Annotated in this window: 22 protein-coding genes; 9 read left to right on the forward strand and 13 right to left on the reverse strand. The window is 71.4% G+C overall.

All coding sequences use genetic code 11. The features are described 5' to 3' along the window. Positions 1-89: 89 nt before the first annotated feature. The 8 genes from B0I31_RS02050 to allB all read right to left on the reverse strand — a co-directional run bounded on the left by B0I31_RS02050 (position 90) and on the right by allB (position 10440). Entirely contained in the window at positions 90-1166 is a 1077-nt protein-coding gene (locus B0I31_RS02050) for an amidohydrolase family protein (protein ID WP_181319947.1), read from the reverse strand. Further along, a complete protein-coding gene (gene ffh, locus B0I31_RS02055; RefSeq protein ID WP_106613552.1) occupies positions 1163-2710 on the reverse strand; it encodes a signal recognition particle protein in 1548 nt (515 codons plus the stop codon). The genes B0I31_RS02050 and ffh overlap by 4 nt, the downstream gene beginning before the upstream one ends. 55 nt (positions 2711-2765) lie before the next feature. After that, entirely contained in the window at positions 2766-3308 is a 543-nt protein-coding gene (locus tag B0I31_RS02060) for an AAA family ATPase (RefSeq protein WP_245949594.1), read from the reverse strand. A gap of 253 nt (positions 3309-3561) precedes the next feature. Continuing rightward, positions 3562-5931 carry a [protein-PII] uridylyltransferase gene (locus tag B0I31_RS02065; RefSeq protein WP_106613554.1) on the reverse strand — a complete coding sequence of 790 codons (2370 nt, stop codon included), beginning with the start codon at positions 5929-5931 and terminating at the stop codon, positions 3562-3564. Positions 5932-5961: 30 nt separating this feature from the next. Further along, complete coding sequence (locus B0I31_RS02070; RefSeq protein ID WP_073896567.1) at positions 5962-6300, reverse strand: P-II family nitrogen regulator; 339 nt, start codon at positions 6298-6300, stop codon at positions 5962-5964. Then, entirely contained in the window at positions 6297-7640 is a 1344-nt protein-coding gene (locus B0I31_RS02075) for an ammonium transporter (RefSeq protein ID WP_106613992.1), read from the reverse strand. Before B0I31_RS02075 ends, B0I31_RS02070 begins: the two co-directional genes overlap by 4 nt. 474 nt (positions 7641-8114) lie before the next feature. After that, entirely contained in the window at positions 8115-9122 is a 1008-nt protein-coding gene (gene alc, locus B0I31_RS02080) for an allantoicase (protein WP_106613555.1), read from the reverse strand. A 25-nt stretch (positions 9123-9147) separates the two neighbouring features. Further along, positions 9148-10440, reverse strand: coding sequence for an allantoinase AllB (gene allB, locus B0I31_RS02085; RefSeq protein ID WP_106613556.1), 1293 nt, complete (start codon positions 10438-10440; stop codon positions 9148-9150). Positions 10441-10761: 321 nt separating this feature from the next. On the opposite strand from allB, the gene uraD reads away from it, so the two are divergent. The 3 genes from uraD to pucL are packed head-to-tail and all read left to right on the forward strand — an operon-like array spanning position 10762 to position 12446. Then, positions 10762-11247 (forward strand): 2-oxo-4-hydroxy-4-carboxy-5-ureidoimidazoline decarboxylase, encoded by a 486-nt coding sequence (gene uraD, locus B0I31_RS02090; RefSeq protein ID WP_106613557.1) that lies wholly within the window; start codon positions 10762-10764, stop codon positions 11245-11247. Next, entirely contained in the window at positions 11244-11537 is a 294-nt protein-coding gene (locus tag B0I31_RS02095) for a hydroxyisourate hydrolase (RefSeq protein ID WP_106613558.1), read from the forward strand. The genes uraD and B0I31_RS02095 overlap by 4 nt, the downstream gene beginning before the upstream one ends. Positions 11538-11540: 3 nt before the next feature. Further along, positions 11541-12446: a factor-independent urate hydroxylase gene (pucL, locus tag B0I31_RS02100; RefSeq protein ID WP_106613559.1), complete on the forward strand. Its 906-nt coding sequence runs from the start codon at positions 11541-11543 to the stop codon at positions 12444-12446. Positions 12447-12482: 36 nt separating this feature from the next. Here the strand turns inward: pucL and B0I31_RS02105 are convergent, their stop codons facing one another. The 3 genes from B0I31_RS02105 to aceB all read right to left on the reverse strand — a co-directional run bounded on the left by B0I31_RS02105 (position 12483) and on the right by aceB (position 15765). Next, positions 12483-12959, reverse strand: a complete 477-nt coding sequence (locus tag B0I31_RS02105) for an Imm1 family immunity protein (protein WP_106613560.1) — start codon at positions 12957-12959, stop codon at positions 12483-12485. A 75-nt stretch (positions 12960-13034) separates the two neighbouring features. After that, on the reverse strand, positions 13035-14231 hold the full coding sequence (locus B0I31_RS02110; protein ID WP_106613561.1) for a DUF6986 family protein: 1197 nt from the start codon (positions 14229-14231) through the stop codon (positions 13035-13037). A 1-nt stretch (position 14232) separates the two neighbouring features. Next, entirely contained in the window at positions 14233-15765 is a 1533-nt protein-coding gene (gene aceB, locus B0I31_RS02115; RefSeq protein WP_106613562.1) for a malate synthase A, read from the reverse strand. A 79-nt stretch (positions 15766-15844) separates the two neighbouring features. Between aceB and B0I31_RS02120 the strand changes: the two genes are divergently transcribed. Then, positions 15845-16603, forward strand: a complete 759-nt coding sequence (locus tag B0I31_RS02120) for an IclR family transcriptional regulator (RefSeq protein ID WP_245949596.1) — start codon at positions 15845-15847, stop codon at positions 16601-16603. 127 nt (positions 16604-16730) lie between these two features. Here the strand turns inward: B0I31_RS02120 and ftsY are convergent, their stop codons facing one another. Beyond that, on the reverse strand, positions 16731-18104 hold the full coding sequence (ftsY, locus tag B0I31_RS02125) for a signal recognition particle-docking protein FtsY (RefSeq protein WP_106613564.1): 1374 nt from the start codon (positions 18102-18104) through the stop codon (positions 16731-16733). A gap of 114 nt (positions 18105-18218) precedes the next feature. Here ftsY and B0I31_RS02130 point away from each other — a divergent pair, with 114 nt between their 5' ends. Further along, positions 18219-19385 (forward strand): anhydro-N-acetylmuramic acid kinase, encoded by a 1167-nt coding sequence (locus B0I31_RS02130; protein ID WP_245949598.1) that lies wholly within the window; start codon positions 18219-18221, stop codon positions 19383-19385. Further along, entirely contained in the window at positions 19372-20928 is a 1557-nt protein-coding gene (locus tag B0I31_RS02135) for a sodium:solute symporter (RefSeq protein WP_106613993.1), read from the forward strand. Before B0I31_RS02130 ends, B0I31_RS02135 begins: the two co-directional genes overlap by 14 nt. Positions 20929-20933: 5 nt before the next feature. Here the strand turns inward: B0I31_RS02135 and B0I31_RS02140 are convergent, their stop codons facing one another. After that, positions 20934-21866 carry a GNAT family N-acetyltransferase gene (locus B0I31_RS02140; protein ID WP_106613566.1) on the reverse strand — a complete coding sequence of 311 codons (933 nt, stop codon included), beginning with the start codon at positions 21864-21866 and terminating at the stop codon, positions 20934-20936. Positions 21867-22033: 167 nt separating this feature from the next. Here B0I31_RS02140 and B0I31_RS02145 point away from each other — a divergent pair, with 167 nt between their 5' ends. From B0I31_RS02145 to B0I31_RS02155, 3 genes are read left to right on the forward strand one after another with little or no spacing between them, the layout of a single operon-like run. Continuing rightward, positions 22034-23203, forward strand: a complete 1170-nt coding sequence (locus tag B0I31_RS02145) for a cytochrome P450 (RefSeq protein ID WP_106613567.1) — start codon at positions 22034-22036, stop codon at positions 23201-23203. Between the two features lie 45 nt (positions 23204-23248). Beyond that, positions 23249-23584 (forward strand): hypothetical protein, encoded by a 336-nt coding sequence (locus tag B0I31_RS02150; protein ID WP_053720469.1) that lies wholly within the window; start codon positions 23249-23251, stop codon positions 23582-23584. A gap of 15 nt (positions 23585-23599) precedes the next feature. Continuing rightward, the gene (locus B0I31_RS02155; protein WP_106613568.1) at positions 23600-24298 is read left to right on the forward strand and encodes a lysophospholipid acyltransferase family protein; all 699 of its coding nucleotides are present in this window, start codon (positions 23600-23602) and stop codon (positions 24296-24298) included. Positions 24299-24313 lie beyond the last annotated feature (15 nt).

The following is a 24313-nucleotide window of genomic DNA, read 5'->3' on the forward strand; positions in this document are numbered from 1 at the left end:
ATCACCCTGACGGCGGCAGCACTCACCACGGGTGGCGGAAGAACTCCTCGTCGCGCGGCACGTGCCCGGATTTCCTACCGCGGGGCAGGTCAGGCGTGGATCCGGCCGCGCAGCATGACCAGCTTCGGGTGGCGGAGGGCGTCGAGGTCGGCACGCGGGTCGGCGTCGTAGACCACGATGTCGGCCGCCGCGCCCTCGGTGAGCGACGGGAAGCCGAGCCACTCGCGGGCGGCCCAGGAGGCGGCGCCCAGGGCCTGGGTCGTGCTCAGGCCGACGCCGTGGAGGGCCTTGACCTCGTCCACGATCCGCCCGTGCTCGATGCCGCCGCCCGCGTCCGTGCCCGCGAACACCGGCACGCCCGCTTCGACCGCCTTGGCGATGGTCGCGGTGTTGCGCGCGTACAGGTCGCGCATGTGGCCCTGGTAGGTCGGGTACTTGTCCGCGCCCGCCGCGATGGCCGGGAAGTTCTCGATGTTGATCAACGTCGGCACGAGCGCGGTCCGGTTCCGGGCCATCTGCTCGATCGTGGCGTCGGTCAGGCCGGTGCCGTGCTCGATGCAGTCGATGCCCGCGTTGAGCAGCGCGGGCAGGGCCTCCTCGCCGAAGACGTGCGCGGTGACCCTGGCCTTGTTCTCGTGCGCGACCTTGATCGCCTCGGTGAGCACGTCCTCGGTCCACAGCGGGGCGAGGTCGCCGGTCTCCCGGTCGATCCAGTCGCCGACCAGCTTCACCCAGCCGTCACCGGCGGCGACCTGCTCGGCCACCGCGGACGGCAGGTCGGCCGGGTCCTCGATCTCGACGCCCAGGTACTTGATGTACCGCTTGGGCCTGGCCAGGTGCCTGCCCGCGCGGATGATCCGGGGCAGGTCCAGCCGCTCCTGCAACGGGCGCGTGTCCAGCGGCGAGCCGCAGTCGCGGATGAGCAGCGTGCCGGTCCGCCGGTCGGCGAGGACCTGGTCGACCGCCTCGGGCAGGTCGACCGCGCCCTTGGCGCCCAGGCCGACGTGGCAGTGCGCGTCGACCAGGCCGGGCACCAGGTAGCCGCCGCTGCTCACGGTGGTCGCGCCGGGCACCGGCTTGGTGCGGATCCGCCCGTTGACCACCCAGACGTCCTGCGGGTCGCCGCCCTCGGGGAGGACCACGCCCCGCAGGTGCAGGCCGCTCACTTGTCGAACTTCAGCTTCGACGGGTCGAAGCCGGGTGGGAGCTGGTCGAAGCCGCCGAGCCCCGGCGGCAGCGCGGGGCCGCCGCCCTGGTTGGGCATGCCGGGCATCCCGGGTGGCAGCATGCCGGGCATGCCGGGGAACCCGCCGCGCACCTTCGGCGGCGTGGGGCCGCGGCCCTTGCCCTTCTTGCCCTTCTTCCCCTTGCCCTTGCGGTTGTTCTTGCCGCCGCCGCCCGGCAGGCCGAAGCGACCGGCCATCTGGCTCATCATCTTGCGGGCTTCGAAGAACCGGTTGACCAGGTCGTTCACATCGCTGACCCGGACGCCCGAGCCGTTGGCGATGCGCAGCCGGCGGGACGCGTTGATGATCTTCGGGTCGTCGCGCTCGGCCGGGGTCATGCCGCGGATGATCGCCTGCACCCGGTCCAGGTGCTTCTCGTCCAGGTTGGCCAGCTGGTCCTTCATCTGGCCCGCGCCGGGCAGCATGCCGAGCAGGTTCGCGATGGGGCCCATCTTGCGCAGGGCCAGCATCTGCTCCAGGAAGTCCTCCAGCGTGAGCTGGCCGGAGCCCATCTTGACCGCGGCGGCTTCCGCCTGGTCGGCGTCGAAGGCCTGTTCGGCCTGCTCGATGAGGGTGAGCATGTCGCCCATGCCCAGGATCCGGCTCGCCATCCGGTCCGGGTGGAAGACGTCGAAGTCCTCCAGCTTCTCGCCGTTCGAGGCGAACAGGATGGGCTGGCCGGTGACCTCGCGCACGCTCAGCGCGGCACCACCGCGGGCGTCGCCGTCGAGCTTGGTCAGCACCACGCCGGTGAAGCCGACGCCCTCGGAGAACGCGGTCGCGGTGTTCACCGCGTCCTGGCCGATCATCGCGTCGACCACGAACAGCACCTCGTCGGGCTGCACGGCGGCGCGGATGTCGACGGCCTGGCGCATCATCTCCTCGTCCACGCCGAGGCGGCCCGCGGTGTCGACCACGACGATGTCGTGCTGCGCCCGCTTGGCCTCCTCGATGCCCTTGCGGGCCACGTCGACCGGGTCGCCGACGCCGTTGCCGGGCTCGGGCGCGAACACCGGCACGCCCGCCCGCTCGCCGACCACCTGCAGCTGGGTCACCGCGTTGGGGCGCTGGAGGTCGCACGCCACCAGGATCGGGGTGTGGCCCTGGCCCTTGAGCCACTTGGCGAGCTTGCCCGCCAGGGTCGTCTTACCGGCACCCTGCAGACCCGCGAGCATGATCACGCTCGGCGGGTTCTTGGCCAGGTTGAGCCTGCGGGTCTCCCCACCGAGGATGCCGACGAGCTCCTCGTTGACGATCTTGACGACCTGCTGGGCCGGGTTCAGGGCCTGGCTGACCTCGGCGCCCTTGGCGCGCTCCTTGACCTTCGCGATGAACGTGCGCACCACGGGCAGCGCGACGTCGGCCTCCAGCAGCGCGACCCGGATCTCGCGCGCGGTCGCGTCGATGTCGGCCTCGGACAGCCGCCCCTTGCCCCGCAGGTTCTGCAGGACCGAGGTGAGCCGGTCGGAAAGGGTGTTGAACACGATGCCGCCAGACCTCGCACGTCGTCGGTGGGTTCCTCGTACTCAGGGTAGCCGTTCACCCCGGCGTCACCGACAGGCGCAGGTGGTCGCGCCGGGTCAGCAGGGTCAGGCCCTGCCAGCCGCGCGGCGGCACGCCCGCGGCGAACCGGGTGCGCAGCCTGGCCGCGCGCCGCACGTGCCGGGAGAACGACCGCGACCGGATCAGCCTGCCCCGCTGCACCTGGCCGGACAGCGCCTCCTCCGGGCTCGCGTCCAGCCAGAGGAAGTGCCGCGGCCGGTTGGTGAGCACGCCGACGGCGACCAGGCCGGCGCGGGTGGTCGGACGGGTGGACGGTTCGTGGACCAGCAGCAGGCCGTCCGCGGTGACGGCGAACCACACGATCCGGAGTCGGTGCACCAAGTGCACCAGCGGGCGGTAGAGGCGGTACGGCAGGGTCTCGGGGAAGAGGGCGCGGAGCCTGGTCCGCACCTGGTCGGAATCCAGCACGACGGCGGGCGCGCCGTCCGTGTCGGCGGCGGCGAGCAGCGTGGACTTACCCGCTCCCGGCAGTCCGGCCAGCACGACCAGCGAGCGCGGCCTCACGGCGACAGCGGTCATCGCATCCATACTAAAGAGACGTTCCGGACGACCACGAGTTCCGGCGTGATCGGGGGCGGCCCGACCCCTCGACAGGCCGCACCCGACCACGCGGTGGCGATGTCCCCCGCCCCTTCCCCCCGGTCCGGGCGGTCCCCCCGTGCCACGGGAGAAGCTTCCCCCGGCACGGGGGTCACCCGGCAGCGTGAGCACCCCCGATCGGTTGTGCGTAGACCTACGCAACCTCGGTGGGTGCAACCTCGCCGGGGCGATCTCAGCGGGCGGCCAGGAGCACGGCCCGTTCGATCCGGCGGCGGTGGCCCGCGTCGATGCCGTCCGCGCCCGAACCCCTCGGCACGGTGACGGCGAACGAGTCCACCACCGTGGAGCCCAATGTGGACACCCGCGCCCACACGATGTCCACACCGGACTGCTCCAGCGCGTCCGCGACGTGGTGCAGCAGCCCGATCCGGTCCGCCGCGCGCAGTTCCAGCACCACCGCGCCGGTCGACTCGTCGTCGAACCAGAGCACCTTCGGCGGTGGCGGGTCCTGCGGCGGGCCGCCGTAGTCGCGTTCCTTCGCGGCGAGCTTGTCGGCCAGCGCGAGGGAGCCGTCCAGCGCCCTGGTGAGCTGTTCGCGCAACAGGGTCACGTCCGGCAGCGAGCCGAACCGGGGTGACACGGTGAACACGTCCACGGCCGCGCCCTCGTGGGAGCGCAGGGACGCGGCGTGCACTTCGAGCGAGTTGAGCGCGAGCACCCCGGCGGCGCGGGAGAGCATGCCCGGTCGGTCGGGCGCGACCACGGTGACGGTGGCCGCGTGGTCGCCCGGGTCGATCAGCACGTCCGGCTTGCCGCTGTCCAGCACGGCCTGCGCGAGGTCCTGCTGGCGCTGGTCCAACGGCTCCGGCTTGGGCAGCGGGTCGCCCGCCATCGCCGTGCGGCAGCGCGCGACCAGGTCGCTGATCAGCGAGGCCTTCCAGTCCGACCACACGCCCGGACCGGTGGCCACGGCGTCGGCCTCGGCCAGCGCGTAGAGCAGCTCCAGCAGCACGGGATCGCCGCCGAGGGTGTCCACCACGCGGCGCACGGTGGCCTCGTCCTCCACGTCACGGCGGGTCGCCGTGTGCGGGAGCAGGAGGTGGTGGCGCACCAGCGCGGTGAGCGTGGCCACGTCCTGCGGCCACAGGCCGAGCCGTTCGGCGATCTGCGTGGTGAGCGCCGCGCCGACCTCGGAGTGGTCGGCCTGCCTGCCCTTGCCGATGTCGTGCACCAGGGTGCCGAGCAGCAGCAGGTCGGGCCGGGACACCCTGGTCACCAGGCGGGCCGCGTGCGCGGTGGCCTGCACCAGGTGGCGGTCCACGGTCCAGGTGTGCGCGGCGTCGCGGGGCGGCAGGTCGCGCACCGCGCCCCACTCGGGGAAGAGCCTGCCCCACAGGCCGGTGCGGTCCAGCGCCTCGACCACGTCGATCAGGCCCGTGCCGCTGCCCAGCAGGGCCAGCAGCTCGTCCCGGGCCTCCCTGGGCCACGGCTGGCGCAGCTCGGGCGCCGAGTCGGCGAGCTTGGCCAACGTGCCCGCGGCGATGGGGTGCTTGCTGCGGGCGGCGGCCGTGGCGACACGCAGCAGCAGAGCCGGGTCGCGGCTGGGCACGGCGTCACGTGCCAGCGCCACCTCGGAGCCGTGCAGCACGACGCCCTCGTCCAGCGGACGCCTGGCCGGTGTGCGCCGGAGCGGGGATCGGGCGAACACGCCCAGTCCGCGCTTGGGCACGGCGGCGCGGGCGGTGCGCATGGCCACGTCCACGGCGTAGACGATCGTGCGCGCGGCGGACGACATCGAGCGGGCCAGCGTGAAGCGATCCTGCAGGCCCAGAGCGGTGGCGACCTCGTCACCGTCCTGCGCGCGCAGCACGTCCCGCGGTTTGCGCGCCACCCGGCGCAGCTCGGTGCGCACGTCCAGCAGCAGCTTGCGCGCCTCGTTGACCTCGGCGGACGGCCGGTCGGTCAGCTGCGCCGCGCTCAACGCGTCCAGCAGCGTCACGTCGCGCAGCCCGCCGCGGCCGTGCTTGAGGTCCGGCTCGACGCGGTGCGCGATCTCGCCGCTGCGCGCCCACCGCCGTGACGCGGACTCGGACATCTCGTCCAGCCGCGTGCGCACGCCCGAGCGCCACGCCTGACGCGCGCTGTCGGTCAGCCGTTGGCTGATCTCCTGGTCGCCCGCGATGTGACGGATGTCCAGCAGCCCCAACGCGGTGCGCAGGTCACCGGCGGCGACGCGCAGCGCCTCGCCCACCGTGCGCACCGAGTGGTCCAGGCCGATGCCGGAGTTCCACAGCGGGTACCAGAGCTTCTCGGCGATCTCGTCCACGCCCTTGTGCCCGTTGTGCACCAGGAGCAGGTCCAGATCGGAATAGGGCACCAGCTCTCGCCTGCCCAAACCCCCCACGGCGACCAGTGCGACCCCGCCGCCCGGTCCGCCGACACCCGCCTGCGAGGCGTGCGCGGTGAGCCAGAACTCGTGCAGGTCCACCAGCGCCTCGCGCAGCGACTCCCCCGTCAAACGGCGCCGACCTGGCGCGAGCAGCCGATCGCGTGCTCGCACCAGGTCGTCAGCCGTGACGACGGCCGCCTCGTCGTTGTCCATACGGCCGTCCCCCATTCCTACTTCGGATCCCTATAGGGCATCCGAGCCGCGCTCCCCGGTCCGGACGCGGATGACGGTGTCGACCGGCGTCACCCAGACCTTCCCGTCGCCGATCTTGCCGGTGCGCGCGGCCTCCACGACGGCGTCGAGGACCTTCTCCACGGCGGTGTCGTCGATCAGCACCTCGATGCGCAGCTTGGGCACGAAGTCCACGGCGTACTCGGCACCGCGGTAGACCTCGGTGTGGCCCTTCTGCCTGCCGTAGCCCTGGACCTCGCTGACGGTCATGCCCAGCACGCCCAGCTGCTCCAGCGACGCCTTCACGTCGTCGAGGGTGAAGGGCTTGATGATCGCGGTGACCAACTTCATGACTTGTTGCTCCCCTCAAGGACCGCAGTGGCGCCGGCGGCGACACTGGGCTTGCTGCCGCCACGGGTGCCGATGCCGCTGCCGAACTCGTACGCGGTCTCCGCGTGCTCGGCCTCGTCGATGCCACCGACCTCGGCCTCCTCGTCGGCGCGGAAGCCGACGGTCAGCTTGACCAGGTAGCCCAGGAGCAGGCTGAGGACGAAGGAGTAGGCGAGCACGGCGATCGCGCCGACTGCCTGCCGCCACAGCTGGTCCACGCCGCCACCGTAGAAGAGGCCGTCGATGCCCGCCGGGGCGGCGGAGCTGGCGAAGAAGCCGATCAGGATCGTGCCGGAGAGGCCGCCGACCAGGTGCACGCCGACCACGTCGAGCGAGTCGTCGAAGCCGAAGCGGTACTTCAGGCTGACCGCCAGGGCGCACAGGGCGCCGGTGATCGCACCGATCGCGATGGCGCCGAGCGGGGTGACCGCGGAGCAGGCCGGGGTGATCGCGACCAGGCCCGCGACGACGCCGGACGCGGCGCCGAGGGTGGTGGCGTTGCCGTCGCGGACGCGTTCCACGAGCAGCCAGCCGAGCATCGCGGCGCCCGTGGCGACCAGCGTGTTGACGAACGTGACGCCGGCGGTGCCGTTGGCGCCGAGGGCCGAGCCCGCGTTGAAGCCGAACCAGCCGAACCACAGCAGACCCGCGCCCAGCACGACCAGCGGCAGGCTGTGCGGCTTCATCCGGTCCTTCGGCCAACCGACGCGCTTGCCGAGGACGATCGCCAGCGCCAGGCCCGCCGCACCGGCGTTGATGTGCACCGCCGTGCCACCGGCGAAGTCGATGGCCGCCAGCTGGTTCGCGATCCAGCCGCCCGGGTCGACGACGTTGCCGTCAGCGTCCTTGCCGTCGAAGTCGAACACCCAGTGCGCGACCGGGAAGTACACCAGCAGCGCCCACAGGCCGGCGAACAGCAGCCACGGCCCGAAGCGGGCGCGGTCCGCGATCGCGCCCGAGATCAGCGCCACCGTGATGATGGCGAACATCGCCTGGAAGGCGACGAACACGGTGGACGGGATGGTGCCGGCGAGGGACTCCTTGCCGAGCAGGCCGTCCAGGCCGAAGAACTCGAACGGCTTGCCGAGCAGACCGGCGCCGACGTCGGTGCCGAACGCCATGGAATAGCCGACCAACACCCAGAGCACACCGACCACGGCGATTGCACCCAGGCTCATCATCATCATGTTGAGCACACTCTTCGACCGGACCATGCCCCCGTAGAAGAAGGCAAGTCCCGGCGTCATCAACAGCACCAGTGCGGCACTGGTGAGCACCCAGGCGGTGTCCCCTGTATCCACGTCGACCTCCACTGCGCTTCGGTTGCAGGGAGCATCGGGATGTCCTGTTTCGCGCGGCCGCGCCTCAGGTTTCGTGGAGGTGAACTGTCCGGGGGCTGGTGTTACGGGCACGTTTCGTGGGGTTGAAGCAGGTACTTCCGGCGGCCAACAGCGCTGGTGGGCGTGGAATTTCCGGTGACGGAGGGTGGGGTGGGGCAGGGGCGAGGCGGGCGGGTCGGGTGATGGCGTGGAGTCGGGTGGCGACGGTGGGTGACCGGGCCAGGGCTGGCCTGAGTTCCGGCGCTGGTCTCTGGTTCCGCGCTGGTTCCAGGGCAGGCGCGGTGGTCGGGTCCGGCTCGGTGGGCGGGCGGCGGGTTCGTTTTGGGCGAGTGAGTGGGTGGGTGCCGTGCTGGTTCGGGGGTTATTCGGGGGTTAGTTGAGCCAGGCCGTGGAACGCGGCTGAAGTAGCCGTCCGCCCCCAAGTCGCGCCTGTGGTCAGCCCAAGGGCTGACTCAGGTCGTGGAAGCGCTGGGTGATGGTGCGCAGACCGTCCGGTGTCAAGGAGCCGAGCAGTCGCAGCCTGGCCATTCCGCCGTCCGGGTAGATGTCGAGGCGGGCGTGGGTGGCTTCCCGGCTGTCGTCGATGCGGAAGCGGTGGCGGGTGTCGGGTTGGAGGCGGGTGCGGGGCAGGACGTCGAACTCGGCGCCGGTCCGGTCGCGGCCCTTGACGGACGCCCAGCCCGGGGCGTTGCCCTTGAAGTGGCTGGTGTCCAGTTCGGCGAGCCGGATGACGCCGGGTGCGGCCAGCTCGATCTCGACCCAGTCGTTGCCGTCGTCACGGCGGCGGGCCGTCTCCCAGCCCTCGCCCATGACGGTGGCCTGACCCGGGGCGATGAGGTTGCTCGGGTCGCTGTAGAACATGTTGCTGCACGCGGTGACCGAGGCGCCGTTCGCCAAGGCGGCCAGGTCCAGGGCGTCCGGCAGGATCAGGTCGGGGTCGGCGACCGGGGTGCCGTGCACGCGCAGCCTGGCCACGCCGCCGTCCGGGTAGATGGTCAGCCGCACGTGCGTGTAGCGGCGGTGGGCGGACACCTCGAAGTGGTGCTTGCGGTCGCCTTCGAGCGGTGACCTGGGCACGACGGTCTCCCAGTCGGCCAGCTCGTCGGGTGCCGGGTAGCCCTCGGCGGAGGTCGCCTCGACGGACGCGAACGGCGGGTAGTTGCCCTTGAAGAACGCGGTGTCGACCACGACGCCCTTGATCACGCCGGGCAGGCCGAGGCGGACGATCGCGTGGTCCTCGCCGGTGTCACGGCGGCGGCGGGTCTCCCAGCCGTCGTAGACCTGGCCTTTGTGCCCGAACGTGGAGGTCTGGTACTGCGGCTCGGGCTTGCGGATCAGGTTCTCGCGTTCGGCGAACAGCTCGTCGTTGGCCCACACCACGCCGCCGCCCACCGAGCGGCAGGCCAGGTCGGGCAGTCGCGTCCAGCCGGGGGCTTGGGTCATGCGTCTCCTCTGTCCGGTTCTCGGCTCAGCCGAGGGCGCTCAGCAACCGGCCGCGCGGCCGGTCGTCGACAGGTCGGCCGCGCAGCCACGTCTGCCGCACGACGCCCGCCAGCGGACGGCCGTGGTAGGGCGTGACGGGGTTGCGGTGGTGCAGCGCCGCGCGGTCGACCACGAACGCGTCGTCCGGGGCGAACACGCAGAAGTCGGCGTCCGCGCCCGGCGCGATGCGGCCCTTGGTGCCCAGGCCCACCAGGTCGGCCGGTTTCGTGGCCATCCAGCGGACCACGTCGGTCAGCGCGTGCCCGCGTTGGCGGGCCTGGGTCCAGACCGCCGACAGGCCCAGTTGCAGGCTCGCGATACCGCCCCAGGCGGTGGCGAAGTCGCCGCGCTTCAGCTCCGGGGTGCACGGCGAGTGGTCGGTGACGACGAGGTCGATCAGGTCCGCGCGCAACGCCCGCCAGAGCTGTTCGCGGTTGGCCGCGTCACGGATCGGCGGGCAGCACTTGAACTCGGTCGCGGTGTCGCCGATCTCCTCCGCGACGAACGTCAGGTAGTGCGGGCACGTCTCGGCGGTCAGCCGCAGCCCCAGTTCCTTGGCCGTGCGCACCTGGCGCACCGCCTCGCCGCTGGACAGGTGCAGCACGTGCAGCCTGGCCCCGGTCTCGTTGGCCAGGTCGACCACGGTGGTGATGGCGTGCGACTCGGCGCGGTGCGGCCGGGAGTCGAGGAACGCGCGGTAGCCGGGACCGGGCTCGGTGACCTCGTGCGGGTCCTCGGCGTGCACGATCGTGAGCGCGTCCAGTGGCCGGAGCTTGGTCAAGGCGGCTCTGAGCTCGTCCTCGGTGACGTGCGGGAACTCGTCCACGCCCGAGTGGATCAGGAAGCACTTGAAGCCGAACACGCCGGCGGCGTGCAGCTCGGCCAGGTCGTCCAGGTTGGTCGGCACGATGCCGCCCCAGAAGCCGACGTCGACGTGCGCGTTGTCGCGTGCCGCCTCCTGCTTGGCCTTCAGGGCGGCCACGGTCGTGGTCGGCGGCAGGCTGTTGAGCGGCATGTCGATGATCGTGGTGACGCCGCCGGCCGCCGCCGCCCTGGTGGCGGTGCCGAAGCCCTCCCAGTCGCCGCGGCCCGGGTCGTTCACGTGGACGTGCGTGTCGACCAGACCGGGGAGGAGGACTTCGTCGTCCGCGAGCGTCACGACGTGCTCGGCGTCCAGGTGGTCGGCCACCGCGACGATCCGACCGCCGGCGACGCCGACGTCGGCGCGGCGTTCACCGTCCGGGGTCACGACTCGGGCAGCGCGGAGCACCAGGTCCATGCGCGTCACTCTCCCAGCCGGTCCGCGGCGATGCGACCGGCCAGACGGCGGAGGACCGGTTCCGGGGCGGTCAGCGGCGGCCACCTCGACCACCGCCGTGCCGCCGCGCGCGGCGGTGACGGCGGCGTCGACCGTGCCGTCACCGCCGTCCGCCACCGGCAGGCAGGAGGCTAATTCCACAGTGCGGATGCCATCTTCCGTATATCGAGAGAGTAGGCAGGCTCGTGACGGCGGCGCAAGACTGTTGACACGCTCGGAGGGCACTCGTACCGTCCCTCTTTGCGGAAACGGGATTCCGCGATACAGAAAAAGGGAGCCTTTGTGCCCGACCTGGAAGGGTTCAACTCCGCACCGGCGGCCCAGCTCCGCCCCCTGCTCGCCGAGTGCCTCGCGGTGCCGCGCTGGGTCGACGCACTGCTCGCCGACCGCCCCTACCCCGACGTGGACGCGCTGCTCGCCGCCTCGGACCGGCACGCGGACCTGAGCGACCAGGAGGTCCACGCCGCCATCGCGGGCCACCCCCGCATCGGGGAACGTGCCCGGGGTGACGGCGTCTCGGCGAAGTGGTCGGCCGACGAGCAGTCCGGCGTCACGGCGTCGCTCGCCGATCGGCTGCTCGCCGCCAACGCCGCCTACGAGGACCGGTTCGGGCACATCTACCTGGTGTGCGCGACAGGGCTGAGCGGTGAGCAGATGCTGGCCGACCTCACGTCCCGGATGGGCAACCCGCCGGACGTGGAACTGCGCGTGGTGAGCCGGGAACTGGCGAAGATCGCGGCACTGCGGCTGAGGAAGGTGCTGGCATGACGTCGTTGTCCACCCACGTGCTCGACGCCGAGGCGGGACGGCCGCGGGTCGGCGTGCCGGTCCGGTTGGAGCGCGACGGCGAGGTGCTGGCCGAGGGCGTCACCGACGACGACGGCAGGCTGCGGTTCGCACGGGACCTGGAGCCCGGCGCGCACCGGCTGGTGTTCGCCGTCGACACGCCGTTCTACCCGGAGATCACCGTCGCGTTCCGGGTCACCGGTGATCCGCCGCACCTGCACGTGCCGATCCTGCTGAGCCCGTTCGCCTACACGACCTACCGAGGGAGCTGAGCGATGGCCATCGTCCTGGGGCCCAACCAGTACGGGAAGGCGGAGAACCGCCTCGTCACGGTGACCCGCGACGGCGCCGTGCACACGATCAGGGACCTCACGGTCAGCACCTCCCTGCGCGGCGACCTGGCGGACACCCACCTGACCGGCGACAACGCGAAGGTGCTGGCGACCGACACGCAGAAGAACACCGTCTACGCCTTCGCCAAGCAGGCCCCGGTCGGCGAGATCGAGGACTTCGCGCTGCGGCTGGGCAGGCACTTCGTGTCGACGCAGGAGGCGATCACGGGCGCCCGCGTGCTCATCGACGAGCACGCGTGGGAACGCATCGAAGGCAACGACCACTCGTTCGTGCAAGGCACCAACGAGAAGCGCACGACCGCCGTGACGATCGACGGTGAGCGCGCGTGGGTGGTGTCGGGCGTGCGGGACGTGGTGGTGCTGAAGTCGACCGGCTCGGAGTTCCACGGCTTCCCGCGCGACGAGTACACGACGTTGCAGGAGACCGACGACCGGATCCTGGCGACGTCGGTGACGGCGCGGTGGCGCTACCAGACCCCCGGCGGAGCCGGAGATCGGACGACCGACGGGATCGACTGGGCGGAGAGCTTCACCGGGATCCGGCGGCTGCTGCTGGCGACGTTCGCGGCCAAGCACAGCCTGTCGTTGCAGCAGACCCTGTACGCGATGGGCGAGGCGGTGCTGGAGGCCCGGCCCGAGGTGGCCGAGGTGCGGCTGTCGATGCCGAACAAGCACCACTTCGCGGTGGACCTGTCGCCGTTCGGGCTGACGAACGACAACGAGGTGTTCTACGCCGCCGACCGGCCGTACGGGCTGATCGAGGGCGCCGTGCTGCGTGACGACGCCGAGGACGCCGGGTCGGCCTGGTACACCCTGCCGTCGTTCTGAAGCGGTGCGGCCGTGCTCCCGAGCCGGGGAGCACGGTCACATCTTGTCGCCCGCCACCTTCTTGTGCAGCGCCATCCGCTGCAGCCGCCAGGCGTGGAACAGGTCGGCCTCCTCGTACCAGTCCACGACGGTCGGCCGGCGGGCGGTGAACATGAACTCCAGCAGGATGTCGCGGTAGGTCATCAGCGGCACGCCCACGCCCGGCGGGAAATCGGTGTAGGTCTCGTCCACGTACGGCGCGTCCGGCTCGCCCTTCGGCCAGCCGGTGAACTCGTCGTCCACGTAGTTGAGGTAGCCCCACGAGCCGCGCACCGCGAGCACCAGGTTGTGGTCGGCCTCCCCCTCGGCGTCGGGTGGGCGCCCGAAGTGCTCCAACATCCCGTCATTGCACTCGGGCCGCGCCAAGGCGGCGATGAGCACGTCCACGTCCGCCGCGCACGCCACCACCTGATAGCGGAACTCCGCCCGCTCCAGGTCCGGCAGCCCGGTCCACAAGCCGGCCCTCATGGTCATGCACACACACTGACCGGTATCGCGCGTTTCGGCCCTTCGCTGATTCGAGGATCACCCCATCCAGCGATGCCGTGATCACTCTCTTCTGGCTAGGGCCTGCAATTCGATCACGCTGAGTCCCGTCGCACGGCGGATTTCGTCCTCGTCCAGGGCACCGCAGTCCAGGGCGCGGAGGAACGACGTGGACAACGCCTGGGCGGTCGCGGGCTCGTCCAGCACCGAACCGCCGGCCCGGGCCACGTACGCCTTGAGCCGGCGGGCGTCCGCGTCCACGCCTTCGAGGTGGAACGCGTGCACGGCCGCGTACCTGGTCACCAACTGTGCCGGGTGCAGGTCCCAGCCCTGGTAGAAACCGTGCGCCAACGACCGCCGCACCAGCCGGTAGTGCGTGCGCCAGCCCTCGTGCACGTCGTCGCCGACCGGCAGCACGTTGGTGGAGCCGTCCGACAGCGCGACACCGGTGCCCGCCGCGGACACCTGCATGACGTGGCGGGCGAAGTCGCACGCGCCGTGCGCCAAGTGCTGGTGCGCCGCACCCAACCCACAGCCCGCCGTGTAGTCGTACGTGCCGAAGTGCAGCCCGGTGACCCGGCCGCGGCCCGCTTCGATGAACCGCGGCAGTGCCAGCCTGCCCTCGCGGTCCACGATCGACTGGGTCGTCTCGACCTGGACCTCGAACCGCAGCGGCAGCCCGAACAGGTCCAGCACGTCGCCGAACACCTCCACCTGCGCGACCGAGGTGACCTTCGGGAACGTGACGACGAACGCCTCGGGTGCTTCGCCCAGCGCGGTGAGGAAGACGTCCAGCGTCCGGATGCCGCGCTCGCGCGACGCCCTGGTGTCGAACGACTTCATCCGCAGCCCGAACCGGAGCGGGGCCACGCCGTCGCGCAACCAGTCCCGCACCACGTGCGCGGTGCGTTCGGCGTCCGAGTCCTCCTCCGCGTCGGACCGGGCGCCGTAGCCGTCCTCGAAGTCGATCCGCAGGTCCTCCACCGGCTCGCCGCGCAACTTCGCCCGCACCCGCGCGTCCACGACGTCGGCCACGTCCGGCGCGAGGTCGAGCACGTCCGCCAGCCCGTCCGGGGCGTGCCCATCCAACGCCGCAAGCGCTTGCGCACCCCACTCGGCGGGCGTGGACGGCGTCACGCGGTCGGCGGGCACGTAGCAGGTGTGCACGGGCTGGCGGCCCTCCGGCGCGCGCAGCTCCACATCGGACAGCCGCGCGGTGACCGCCCGCACCGCCTCGACCGACAACGACGTCCGCGGCACGTCAGCCGATCCGCTCGTAGGCGGGCAGGGTCAGGAAGTCCACGAACTCGTCGGCCAGCGCGACCTGCTCGAACAGCTCCACGGCCAGGTCGAGGTGCTCGCCCTCGAGTTTCTCCTCCACCTGGGCCAGCACGGTGCGCACCAGCTCGGCGGTGACCGGCGTGCCGTCGTCCAGCACGACGTCGTTGTGCACCCACTGCCACAGCTGCGAACGGGAGATCTCGGCGGTGGCGGCGTCCTCCATCAGGTTGTGGATGGCCGCCGCGCCGTTGCCGTTCAGCCACGACAGCAGGTAGCGCACGCCGACGTCGACGGCGGACTCGACGCCCGCCCGGGTGGCGCTGCCGTCCGCCGACTTGAAGTCCAGCAACTGCTCGGCGGTGACCGACACCTCCGGCCGCAGCTCGTCGAGCTGGTTCGGCCGGTCGGCGAACTCCTGGTCGAAGATCTCCGCGCACACCGGCACCAGGTCGGGGTGCGCCACCCATGAGCCGTCGAAGCCGTCACCCGCCTCGCGGCGCTTGTCGTCACGCACCTTGGCCAGCGCCGCGCGGGTGACCTCCGGGTCGCGCCGGTTCGGGATGAACGCGGCCATGCCGCCCATGGCGAACGCGCCGCGCTTGTGGCACGTGTGCACGAGCAGCTCGGTGTAGGCGCGCATGAACGGCACGGTCATCGTGATGCTGTTGCGGTCGGGCAGCACGAAGTCCGGCCCGGCGTCGCGGAAGTACTTGATGGTGCTGAACAGGTAGTCCCAGCGGCCCGCGTTCAGGCCCGAGGCGTGGTCGCGCAGCTCGTAGAGGATCTCGTCCATCTCGAACGCGGCCGGGATCGTCTCGATCAGCACGGTGGCGCGGATCGTGCCGTGCGGTACGCCGAGCCGTCGCTGCGCGGCGGTGAACACGTCGTTCCACAGCCGGGCTTCGAGGTGGCTCTCCATCTTCGGCAGGTAGTAGTAGGGCTTGCCCAACTCGGCGTTGTGGAAGAAGTGCAGGCCGAAGTCGACCAGTGCGCCGATGGCGGGCTTGCCGTCGATCTCGATGTGCCGTTCGGGCAGGTGCCAGCCGCGCGGCCGGACCACGATCGTCGGCCGGGGCACGTCGTCGCGCAGGGTGTAGCGCTTGCCCTCCGGGGACGTGTGCTCGACCGTGCCGCGGGCCGCGTCGTACAGGTTGACCTGGCCGGAGACGACGTTGTGCCAGTGCGGGGTGTTGGCGTCCTCCAGGTCGGCCAGCCACACCTTCGCGCCGGAGTTCAGCGCGTTGACCGTCATCTTGCGCTCGGTGGGGCCGGTGATCTCGACCCGCCGGTCGCGCAGCGGCTCGGGCGCCTCGGCGACCCGCCAGTCGCCCTCGCGGATCTCCCTGGTCTCGTCCAGGAAACCCAGCGGGCGGCGTTCGGCGCGGCGTGCGATCAGCTCGTCACGGGTGGCGGCGAAGTCGCGGTGCAGGCCCGCCACGAACTCCAGCGCGTCCGGCGTGAGGATCTCGTCCCCGCGCTCCACTTCGCCCCCGAGGACGCGAACACCGGACATGGAAGCCCACCTCGATTCCGAGTCGGTTTCTACTTCGCGGACTATAGTTTTCACCACGCGGAACGGCAATGAAGGAGTGGTGTCGGTGGCACGGGAGTCCACGGGCGGCGTGCAGTCGCTCCAACGCGCCTTCGACCTGCTGGAACGCCTCGCCGACGCCGGGGGTGAGGCGAGCCTGTCCGAGCTCGCCGCCACCTCCGGGCTGCCGTTGCCGACCATCCACCGGCTGATCCGCACCCTTGTCACGCTGGGGTACGTGCGGCAGAACAGCAACCGCCGGTACACGCTCGGGTCCCGGCTGATCCGGCTCGGCGAGACCGCGTCACGGCAGTTCGGCACGTGGGCGCGGCCGCTGCTGGCGCAGTTGGTCGACCAGGTGGAGGAGACCGCGAACCTGGCCGTGCTGGACGGTGACGAGGTGGTGTACGTGGCGCAGGTGCCGTCACGGCACTCGATGCGGATGTTCACCGAGGTGGGCCGCCGGCTGCTGCCGCACGGGACGGGCGTGGGCAAGGCGATGCTGTCCCAGATGCCGCGTGACGAGGTGCGCGCCCTGCTGTCCCGCACGGGCCTGCCCGCCTACACGCCGAACACCATCACCGACCCGGACGAGCTCCTGGCCTCGCTGGACCAGATCGCCGAGCAGGGTTACGCGCTGGACGAGAGCGAGCAGGAGCTGGGCGTCCGCTGCGTCGCCGTTCCCCTGCACGGCGCACCGACCCTGGCCGCCGTCTCCGTCTCAGGCCCCGACAGCCGCCTGACCAAGGACTCGCTGTCCCGCATCATCCCCGAGATCCTCGCCACCGCCCAACGCCTCTCCACCCACTCCCGCCCCTAACCCCCGCGCGTGTCGAACGCTCAGGTCCCGCGTGTCGAACGCTCAGGACCCCCGATTTCAACGTTCGCGTTGCACGAGTTGCGCCTGAGCGTTGAATTCGGGGGTCCTGAAGGTTCGACTCGCGGGGTTAGGTGAGGAGGGCGTCGACGAAGGCGGTCGGTTCGAAGGGGGCCAGGTGGTCGGCGCCCTCGCCCAGGCCCACGAGCTTCACGGGGACGCCCAGCTCGCGCTGGACCTGGAACACGATGCCGCCCTTGGCGGTGCCGTCCAGCTTGGTCAGCACGATGCCGGTCACGTCGACCACCTCGGCGAACACCCGCGCCTGGGTCAGGCCGTTCTGCCCGGTGGTGGCGTCGAGCACGAGCAGCACCTCGTCCACCGCCGCCTGCTTCTCCACCACCCGCTTGACCTTGCCCAGCTCGTCCATCAGGCCGGTCTTGGTGTGCAGCCGGCCCGCGGTGTCGATCAGCACGGTGTCCACACCGGCCTCGACGCCCCGCTTCACCGCCTCGAACGCCACCGACGCCGGGTCGGCACCCTCCGCGCCGCGGACGGTCGTCGCGCCCACGCGCGAACCCCACGTCTCCAACTGGTCGGCCGCGGCCGCGCGGAAGGTGTCCGCCGCACCCAGCAGCACAGTCCGGCCGTCCGCCACCAGCACCCGCGCCAGCTTGCCCGTCGTCGTGGTCTTGCCGACGCCGTTCACCCCGACCACCAGCACGACGGCGGGCTTGAGGTTGCCGGAGCCGTTGGTGTGCGGCAACGCGTTCACCGCGCGGGCCATCTCCGGGTGCAGCGCGTCGACCAGCACGTCGCGCAGCAACGCCCGCACGTCGTCGGCAGTGCGCACACCGCGCGCCACGATCTGCTCCCGCAGCGCCGTGACGATCTGGTCGGTGACCGCCGCACCCAGGTCCGCCATCAGCAGCGTGTCCTCGATGTCGGTCCACGAGTCCTCGTCCAGGTCACCCGCGCCGAGCAGCCCCAGCAGGCTCTGCCCGAACGTCGACCGCGACCGCGACAGCCGCCCGCGCAGCCGTTCCAGCCGACCGGCGGTCGGCTCGATCTCCTCGATCTCGGAGGCTTCCTCGGGCAGGTCGACCTCGACGAAGCCGCGCTTGACCGAGTCGCGCGGCACCGCCGCGTCGTCACCGACACCCGGCTGGCCGTCGACCTCGGTGCGCTCGGCGACCGGGTGCTCGACGGGTTCGACGGGCTTGGCGGGCGCGGGAGTCGGCGCCGTCGTGGGCGCCGGAGCGGGCGCGGGTGACGCCCCGGTGCGCTCGACCGGCTCGGCGGGTCTGGTCGGTTCGGCCACCGGTGGCGCGGGCGCGTTGAACGTGATCGCACCACCGGCTTGGTAGCCCTTCGCGGGCTTGTCCTGCTCGGGCTCGGTGAGGCTGATCCGCCGGCGTCGCGCCAGCACGACGCCCGTCACGAGGGCGACCGCGAGCAGTGCCGCGACGACGACGATGATCCAGATCAGGGACGTGGTGGACACGCGGCAATCCTCGCACGCCACCGTATGTTGACGATCGACGAACTAGGTAGATTTGAGGCAACTTTCCCACTAACACTCTTGCGCAAGCGTGCAGTGTGGAATAGACCACAGGGCGTGAGGGTGATCGGGCTCATCTCGGGCACGTCGATGGACGCCATCGACGTCGCCGTGGCCGACCTGTCCCTGGACGGCCCGACCGTCGTGCTGACCCCCGTGGAGCACGCCGAGCACCCGTTCCCCGAAGACCTGCGCGAGCCGCCGACCAGCGCCGCCGAGCTGTGCGCGCTCGACACCCGGCTCGGCCGGGCGTTCGCCGCCGTGGCGGTCCGGTACCGGGGCGACCTGGTGTCGTCACTGGGCCAGACCGTGCACCACTGGGTCGAGGACGGCCGCTGCCTGGGCACCCTGCAAGTGGGCCAGCCCGCGTGGATAGCCGAAGCCACGGGCCTGCCGGTGGTGTCCGACCTGCGGGTCCGCGACGTCGCCGCGGGCGGTCACGGCGCGCCGTTGGCGAGCACCCTGGACGCCCTCTGGCTGGCCGGGTTCGCCGAGGACCAGGGCAGGCCGGCCACCGCGCTGAACATCGGCGGCATCGCCAACATCACCAAGGTTTCGCCCGAAGGTGTGATCGCCTACGACACCGGACCGGGCAACGCGCTCATGGACGCGGCGATGACCGTGCTGTCCGGAGGCCTGCGCAACCAGGACACCGACGGCGAGTTCGCCCGCCGCGGCAACGTCCACGCTGAGCTGCTCGACCGCCTGCTGGCCGACCCGTACTACGCCCGCACCGCGCCCAAGTCGACCGGCAAGGAGCACTTCAACCGCGCCTACCTGGACCGCGTCACCGAGGGCCTGACCATGCCCGCCGAGGACCTGCTGGCCACGCTGACCGAGCTGACGGTGCGCACGATCGCCGCCGAGTGCGAGGGCACCGTCATCGGTTCCGGCGGCGGCATGCGCAACCCCGTGCTGGTCGAGTCGTTGAGCCGGCACGTGGACCTGCGCACGAGCGACGAACTGGGACTGCCCGCCGCGGGCAAGGAGGCGTACCTCGCCGCCCTGCTGGGCTTCCTGACCTGGCACGGCCTGCCCGCGAACGTGCCGTCCGCCACCGGTGCCGCCGGTCCGCGCCCGCTGGGGTCGATCACCCCCGGCCGCTACCCGCTGCGCCTGCCCGAGCCCGTGATCACCGCCGTGACGGGATTGACGATCGGCCGCCGTGGGCGGCGGTCAGGCCAAGAGGGACAGGAAGACGGAGGAGACCATGCGCGCACTTGATGTCGGCATCATCGTGCTGTTCCTGGTGGGCATGCCGCTGCTGGGCGTGTGGATCGCCGGGCGCCAGCGCTCCGCCACCGACTACTTCGTCAGCGAACGGCGCATCTCGTGGTGGGTCGTGTGCGTGTCGGTCGTGTCGGCGGAGACGTCCACGCTCACCGTGCTGAGCGTCCCGACTGTCGCCTACCTGGGCACGATGACGTTCCTGTCGCTGGCCATCGGGTACCTGATCGGCCGGATCGTGGTGTCGTTCGTGCTGCTGCCCAAGTACATCGCGGGTGAGCTGATCACCGCGTACGGGTTCCTCGGCAAGCGGTTCGGGCGCAACATCCAGAGCACCGCGTCGCTGACGTTCCTCGTCACCCGGCTGCTGGCGGACGGCCTGCGGCTGTTCGCCACCGCCATCCCGATCAAGGTCGTGCTGGTCGCGTACGGCGTGGACGTGTCGTACTGGGTGATCGTGGCGGCGCTGGGCATCGCGATGGTGGTCTACAGCTTCCTCGGCGGCGTGCGGGCCGTGGTGTGGGTCGACGCGATCCAGATGCTCTGGTACGTCGTGGGCGCGTTCGCGGTGATCCTGGTGCTGAACGGCAAGCTGCCCGAGGGGTGGTTCGCCACCGCGGCCGACGCGGGCAAGTTCCAGGTCCTCGACTTCAACGCCAGCCCCCTCACCTCCCCGTACGCGATCGTCGTCGCGTTCATCGGCGGCGCGGTGCTGTCCATGGCCTCGCACGGCGCCGACCAGCTCATCGTGCAGCGGCTGATGGCCACGAAGGACGTGCGTGCGGCGCAGAAGGCGTTGATCGCCAGCGGTGTGGTGGTGTTCCTGCAGTTCGCGCTGTTCCTGTTCATCGGCGTGATGCTGTGGGCGTTCTACAAGGCGGCCAACCCGGTCAAGGACCTCAAGCTCAACAACAACGACGAGCTGTTCGCCAACTTCATCGTCAACGACATGCCGTCCGGGCTGTCCGGGTTCGTGATCGCGGGCATCCTGGCGGCGGCGCTGTCGTCGTCGTTGGGCGCGCTGGCCTCCTCGACCGTGACCGACATCGTGCAGCGCGTGGTGCGGCGGCCGATGACCGAGGCCGAGGTGTTCAAGCAGGGCCGGATCTGGACGGTGGTGTGGGCCGGCCTGCTGATCGTGTGCGCCGGGCTGTTCGCCACGCTGACCCGCCGCGGCAACCCGATCGTGGAGCAGGGCCTGTCGATCGCCGGGTTCACCTACGGCGCGCTGCTCGGGGCGTTCCTGCTCGGCCTGGTGTTCCGCAAGGCTCGGGAACTCGACGCGGTGGTGGCGTTCGCGGTCACGGTGGTCGTGATGGCGTTCGTGATCCTGGGCGTGAAGTTCGTCGGGCCGGACGCGACCCTGGCGATCGACTTCTCGCCGGCGGCGCCGGCCCAGAAGATCGTGTCGCTGGCCTACCCCTGGTACACGGTGCTCGGTGTGCTGGTCACATTGGTCGTGGGTGGGCTGATGTCATTGCGGCACAAGGGCTACCAGCCGCCGGACGTGCAGGACGCGGTGTCGGCCAAGGCGGCCTGACGCGGTCAGGCGGCGTTGGCGCGGTAGGCGACGAGTTCGAGGTGGAGGCGGAAGCCGAGCCGGTCGAAGAGCCGTTGGGAGGAGCGGTTGCCGGCCAGTATCGCGGCGGCGACCTGCGGCCGTGCCCCGGATTTCTCGGCCAGCTTCCACACCAGCTCGGTGACCAGCGCCGCGCCGACGCCCTGCCCGCGCACGTCCGGTTCCACGGCCACGAAGTCCAGGTAGAACTCGCCCGGCTCGGCCTTGCCCGAGGCGTAACCGAGGACCCGGTCGCCGTCCAGGGCGACCACCACGGTGTGCTGCCGGCTGCCGTCCACGAGCTTGCGACCCGACAGGTAGGTCTTGGGGAAGCACCGCTCGTGCAGCACGGCCACCGCCTCGTGCACGGCCGGGTCGGTCGGCAGCACCCGCATCTCGCGGGCCGGGCCGGTGCGCGGACAGCTCGCCTCGCGCATCAGCAGGCCGCGCAGGCCGTCACCGTCGAGGACGTGGATGCCGCACGGTCGTGCGGCGGAGAAGCGGTGCCGTTCGGCGAACGCGGCCAGCCTCCGGTGCCCGGTGTGGCCGAGCAGCTCGCGGTCGGCGATGCCGTCGAGCAGCGGCTCGGCGGCGGTGTAGAGGGCGTCGGCGGTCTGGTCCCAGATCCGGCTGCCCGCCGGGTGGTTGACCGGCACGTCCACGAACGGTCCGTGCAGGTAGGCACGGCCGGACTCGGTGTCGGCCTCGACGCTGAGCGCGCCGACCACCCACCCGGAGTCGTCGGTGGCGACCAGCGTGCACGCGGCCCAGTCGGGCTCGAACTCGGCCAGCTCCGCGGCGATGTCGCCGAGCGTCTCGCCGAGGTAGCCGATGTGGTGCGCGTCGTCGGCCTGCAGCCGCAGGACCAGCGCGAGCACGGCGTCCAGGTCGTCCTGGGTGGCGGGACGGATGTCGTACATGGCTGGAATGGTCACCCGCGAGGTCGGAAGAACGCGAGGGAGTTTTCGGTGCCCGCCGGGCGGGACGTGACGGAGGTCGCCGACCCGGTGCGCACGCCGCGTCCGACTGCCGATGCGCACCGGATGGCGCTCGCCCCGCGCTCCCCCGGACTCCTAGCGTCGAGGGCATGACGGACGACGTCCTCGACATCCCCTTCGCCGACGCCTTCGCCTTCGACCCGTCGCCGACCTGGGCACGGCTGCGGGAGGAGTCGCCGGTGGTCCGGGTCCGCACGCTCGCGGGCGCCGAGGTGTGGCTGGTCACCCGGTACGACGACGTGAAGCTGGTGCTGGCCGACCCGCGGTTCTCCCGGGCGGGCGTGGTGGCGGCGGGCGCGCCCCGGGTCGGCGTGTCCCGGCCGCTGCCCGGCACCCTGCCGACCACCGACCCGCCCGAGCACACCCGGCTGCGCAAGCTCGTGTCCGGCGCGTTCTCGCACCGGCGGATCTCGCAGACCCAGCCGTGGGTGCGCGAGCTGTGCGAACGGCTGGCCGACGACGTGGTGGACGGCGCCGACCTGCGGCAGGTGTACGCGCTGCCGTTGCCGATCCAGGTCATCTGCACGCTGCTCGGCGTGCCGTACGCCGACCGTGAGCGGTTCCGGGAGTGGGTCGAGCTCGCGTACAGCCTGGAGATGTCCGAGCAGCCGCGGGTCGAGGCGGCGATGGCGAGCCTGCTGGAGTACATGGGCGGGTTGGTCGCCGAGAAGCGTCGGCAGCCCCGGTCGGACGACCTGCTCGACGAGCTGTGCACGACGCCGCTGACGCACGACGAGCTGGTCGCGTTCGCATTGAACCTGCTGGTCGCGGGGCACGAGACGTCGGCCAACCAGATCACCAGCTTCGTCGCCACCCTGCTGCGCGAGCGGTCGCAGTGGGAGCGGCTGGTGGCCGACCCGGCGCTGCTGCCGAGCGCGGTCGAGGAGCTGATGCGGTTCACCAGGCTCAGCGAGGTCGGGCAGCTGCGGGTGGCGCTGGAGGACGTGGAGGTCGCGGGCGTGGTCGTCCGGGCCGGTGAGGGGGTGATGGCGGCCATCGGTTCGGCCAACCGGGACCCGCGCGCGTTCCCCTCGCCGGACGTGTTGGACCTCACGCGCACGCCCAACCAGCACCTCGCGCTCGGCATCGGCCCCCACTTCTGCCTGGGTGCGCAGCTGGCCCGGATCGAGTTGCAGGAGGCGCTGCGAGTGCTGTTGCGGCGGTTTCCGGGCTTGCGGGCGGCACGGCCGGTCGAGGAGTTGGCGTGGCGGAGGGTCCTGGTCAGCGGTCTGGCCGAGTTGCCGGTCAGCCTCGGATGACCGACATCTCTTGCCGCGCGTTTCCTGTTGGGGAACCCTGGGAGGGTGAGCGAGGAAACGATCCAACTCGAACTCAACGACAGCGGGGTGGCGGTAGACCTACCGATGCCTGCCAACCAGCGGGACACCGTGCAGGAGGTCCCCTACCGGCCGGTCGAGTTCCGCGATGACGACCTGCCCAGCGCGTTGGAGCGCGCGGCCTCCTGGCTGCGGCAGACACAGGACTGGCTCGGTGAAGCGGTCGACGTGATCGCGGTCCACCTGGACTACGACGACACCAAGGGTTCGCCGTATTACGCCCTCAAGCTGCTGTGCAATGAGGAGGACCTGGCCGGCGTTCCACGGGTGGTGCGCGAACACGATCGCACTACTGACGAGTAACGTACGCTGGGGTTCATGCCAGATCGCGTGTACCCGCCGGTGATCGCCGCGGCCAAGCTGATGTTCCGCGTGCTCGACATGCGGATCACCGTGGAGGGCGCGGAGCACGTGCCGACCACCGGCGGGGCCGTGCTGGCCTCGAACCACGTCTCCTACCTCGATTTCATCTTCGCCGGCTACGGCGCGCAGCCCGCGCGCAGGCTGGTCCGGTTCATGGCCAAGCACGAGGTGTTCAAGCACCGCGTGTCCGGCCCGCTCATGCGCGGGATGCACCACATCCCGGTGGACCGGGCCGCCGGGCAGGCGTCCTACCAGCAGGCGTTGGACGCGCTGCGGTCCGGCGAGATCGTCGGGATCTTCCCCGAGGCCACGATCAGCCGTTCGTTCACCGTCAAGGACGTGAAGAGCGGCGCCGTGCGGATGGCCGCAGAAGCCGGCGTGCCGTTGCTGCCGACGGCGGTCTGGGGTACCCAGCGGCTGTGGACCAAGGGGCGGCCCAAGTCCCTGACGCAGCGGCACGTGCCGATCACGATCATCGTCGGCGAGCCGGTGGAGCCGACCACGGACGCCGCGCTGCGCGAGCGGATGCAGGAACTGCTGGACGACGCCCAGGCCCGGTACCCGGAGTCGGGCGAGGGCCAGTGGTGGCAGCCGGCCCACCTCGGCGGCACCGCGCCGACGCCGGCCGAGGCGAAGCTCCTCGACGAGCGCTGACCTCCGCGAATTGTC

Origin of the sequence: Saccharothrix carnea (assembly GCF_003014735.1) — a bacterium.
GTDB lineage: Bacteria > Actinomycetota > Actinomycetes > Mycobacteriales > Pseudonocardiaceae > Actinosynnema > Actinosynnema carneum.

Excerpts from the sequence above, each read along its gene's own strand:
- B0I31_RS02070 (WP_073896567.1), bottom strand. The coding sequence starts at position 6,300 with ATGAAGTTGGTCACCGCGATCATCAAGCCCTTCACCCTCGACGACGTG.
- B0I31_RS02060 (WP_245949594.1), bottom strand. The coding sequence starts at position 3,308 with ATGACCGCTGTCGCCGTGAGGCCGCGCTCGCTGGTCGTGCTGGCCGGA.
- aceB (WP_106613562.1), bottom strand. The coding sequence starts at position 15,765 with ATGTCCGGTGTTCGCGTCCTCGGGGGCGAAGTGGAGCGCGGGGACGAG.
- B0I31_RS02065 (WP_106613554.1), bottom strand. The coding sequence starts at position 5,931 with ATGGACAACGACGAGGCGGCCGTCGTCACGGCTGACGACCTGGTGCGA.
- B0I31_RS02135 (WP_106613993.1), top strand. The coding sequence starts at position 19,372 with ATGCGCGCACTTGATGTCGGCATCATCGTGCTGTTCCTGGTGGGCATG.
- B0I31_RS02105 (WP_106613560.1), bottom strand. The coding sequence starts at position 12,959 with ATGACCATGAGGGCCGGCTTGTGGACCGGGCTGCCGGACCTGGAGCGG.
- B0I31_RS02095 (WP_106613558.1), top strand. The coding sequence starts at position 11,244 with ATGACGTCGTTGTCCACCCACGTGCTCGACGCCGAGGCGGGACGGCCG.
- alc (WP_106613555.1), bottom strand. The coding sequence starts at position 9,122 with ATGACCCAAGCCCCCGGCTGGACGCGACTGCCCGACCTGGCCTGCCGC.
- B0I31_RS02145 (WP_106613567.1), top strand. The coding sequence starts at position 22,034 with ATGACGGACGACGTCCTCGACATCCCCTTCGCCGACGCCTTCGCCTTC.
- B0I31_RS02140 (WP_106613566.1), bottom strand. The coding sequence starts at position 21,866 with ATGTACGACATCCGTCCCGCCACCCAGGACGACCTGGACGCCGTGCTC.
- B0I31_RS02155 (WP_106613568.1), top strand. The coding sequence starts at position 23,600 with ATGCCAGATCGCGTGTACCCGCCGGTGATCGCCGCGGCCAAGCTGATG.
- allB (WP_106613556.1), bottom strand. The coding sequence starts at position 10,440 with ATGGACCTGGTGCTCCGCGCTGCCCGAGTCGTGACCCCGGACGGTGAA.
- pucL (WP_106613559.1), top strand. The coding sequence starts at position 11,541 with ATGGCCATCGTCCTGGGGCCCAACCAGTACGGGAAGGCGGAGAACCGC.